Below are 2,482 nucleotides of genomic sequence, written 5' to 3' on the forward strand. Positions count from 1 at the left end.
GGCCCGATCGGCGGCCCGCCGGTACGCGACCAGCGCGAGCAGCGCGGCGGCCGCGAGCAGCACCGGGTAGAGCAGGCCGAACCACTGCTGCCAGCGGGCGCAGCCGGCCGGCGGGCAGAGGCCGGTGGCCAGCGGGACCCCCTCCAGCAGCCCGCCGTACACCCGGTCCGACCAGGGCGGTACCGGCCCGGGTTTGGTACTGATCTCGCGGAGCACCGACAGCGAGTTCTGACCGTCCGGGGCGAGCAGGTTGTCCTTGATCATCGGGGCCACCCCGAGCAGGAACCCGACCACCAGCAGCACCCCCGGCCAGCCCACCAGGTCCCGGGGTGCCGCCCAGACCAGCAGCACCCCGGCCACCGCCAGGTACGGCACGATCAGCCAGTCCGACCAGAGCGCCACCCCGGCGAGCAGCCCGAACAGGCCCGTGGCCAGCCACCGGTGCCGGACCCGCCGCTCGCCCAGCGCCACCGCGATCAGCAGCATCGCCACCACCGCCGGCTTCACCTCGGGCCGCCCGCCGACCGCGGTGAGCTGGTCCCGGACCACCCGCTCGGAGCCGAGCGCCAGCAGCCCGACGACGAAGGTGGCGAACCAGGGGGAGCAGAGCCGGCGGGTCAGCCGGTACATCAGCCAGAGGAAGAGCGCGTAGAGCACCAGCAGCGGCAGCCGCAGCGCCGGCCAGCTCGGCCCGGCCAGCCCGATCAGGGGAGCGGCGAGGTAGGACTCCAGCATGCCCATGTAGTGCTGGCCGTAGAGGAAGACCGGGCGGTCCCGGCCGGCGGCGATGTGCATCGCGGCCAGCCCGAACGTGGCCTCGTCGCTGTTCGAGGCGGGGAGGGTCAGCAGGATCAGTACCAGGCGGTAGCCGACGCCGGCGAGCCCGAGCAGCAGCGCGACGAGCGCCGGCCGGTCGAGCGCCGGGCGCCACCGCCCCGGGTGCTGCTCTGCTGTCGACACGACACCAACGCCCCCGTCGTCGTCCCGACCGCAGTTTTTCACGCCGCCGGCCGACGGCGGGGAGGATCGGCCGAGCCGGTGGTCGGCCACTCGCGTGGCCGCTTCCGCCCAGGTGTGGCAGGGTGGCAGCGTGTCGTCACCCGTACCCGCCGGAGAACTCGCGATACCGCGGCTGCACCGGGCCGCGCGCTTCGAGGACGCCATCCACAAGATCGTCGCGAGTCGGTTGCAGCGCACCGGGTGGCAGCCCAACATCATCGCTTACGCCGGCTACGGCGCGCCCGGGTGGGCGCGCGTGCTCTGCCGGGTGCTCCTCAGCCGTCCCGACGTCCGACAGCGGGCCACCCCGGAGACGGTGCGCGGCTGGCGCAGCTTCGCCACCCTGCCCGCCAAGCATGTCACCGTGAACATCGAGGCCGGCGGCGTACGCCACGAGGCCACCGCCGACCGCAGCGGTTTCATCGACACCGTCATCGAGGCGGACTTCGCCCCCGGCTGGGCGTCCGTACGGCTCAGCGTGCCGGACGCCGAGCCGGTCGAGGCGCTGGTCCGCATCCTCGACCCGGACGTCCGGTTCGGCATCCTCTCCGACATCGACGACACGGTGATGGTCACCGCGCTGCCCCGACCGCTGCTCGCCGCGTGGAACACCTTCGTCCTCGACGAGCACGCCCGCGCCGCGGTGCCCGGCATGGCCGTGCTCTACGAGCGGCTGGCCACGGCCCACCCCGGCGCGCCGGTCTTCTACCTCTCCACCGGCGCGTGGAACGTCGCCCCGACGCTCACCCGGTTCCTCTCCCGGCACCTCTACCCGGCGGGGCCGCTGCTCCTCACCGACTGGGGGCCGACCGCGGACCGCTGGTTCCGCAGCGGCAGCGAGCACAAGCGGGCCACCCTGGCCCGGCTGGCCCGCGAGTTCCCGGACGTGAAGTGGCTGCTGATCGGCGACGACGGGCAGCACGATCCAGAGATCTACCGGGAGTTCGCCGCCGCCAACCCGGACAACGTGGCCGGGGTGGCCATCCGCCGGCTCTCACCGACCCAGTCGGTCCTCGCCGGCAGCCTGCCCGCGCCGGCGGGCCTCCCGTCCGCCGGGCCGGTGGGGCAGAAGTGGCTCTCCGCGCCGGACGGCGCCGGGCTGTGGAAGCTGCTGCGGGACGCGGGCCTGGTCTGACGTACGACCCGGCCCGCGCCCGCCGCGACCGTCCTAGTCGGTGCTCGACCCGCTGCCGGAGCTGACCGTGCCGCCCTCGGCGCCCGTGCCGGCGCCGGCCATGCCGTTGTCGCCCGTGCCGTCCTGCGGCATCCCGGCGTCCGCCGCGCCGTTGCCGGACTTCCCCGCGTCGTCCGTGCCCGCGCCCTGCTGGCCGTCGCCCGCGCCGCCGTTCTGCTGCTCTCCAGCGCCTGCTCGGCAAGTACGGCCTGCCGCACGGCGGGCACGTGCACGTCGACTTCGTGATGGGCGTCCCGGGCGGCATGCCGGGCACCGCCCAGACGCTGGTCGCCGCCCACCAGATGCTGC

2 protein-coding genes and 1 pseudogene are annotated in these 2,482 nt (G+C 74.7%); 2 read left to right on the top strand and 1 reads right to left on the bottom strand.

The annotated features are described in order from the left end of the window. The coding region (locus DKL51_RS30900) for a glycosyltransferase family protein (RefSeq protein WP_498070964.1) at positions 1 to 960 on the bottom strand (960 nt) is incomplete at its 3' end. 94 nt (positions 961 to 1,054) lie between these two features. Between DKL51_RS30900 and DKL51_RS30905 the strand changes: the two genes are divergently transcribed. Together DKL51_RS30905 and DKL51_RS30910 are read left to right on the top strand one after the other, a co-directional pair. Beyond that, complete coding sequence (locus DKL51_RS30905; protein WP_185734981.1) at positions 1,055 to 2,134, top strand: App1 family protein phosphatidate phosphatase; 1,080 nt, start codon at positions 1,055 to 1,057, stop codon at positions 2,132 to 2,134. Positions 2,135 to 2,352: 218 nt separating this feature from the next. Next, a pseudogene (locus DKL51_RS30910) lies at positions 2,353 to 2,482 on the top strand (3-keto-5-aminohexanoate cleavage protein); the annotation flags it as partial.

Source organism: Micromonospora globispora (assembly GCF_003857015.1).
Classification (GTDB): Bacteria; Actinomycetota; Actinomycetes; order Mycobacteriales; family Micromonosporaceae; genus Micromonospora; species Micromonospora globispora.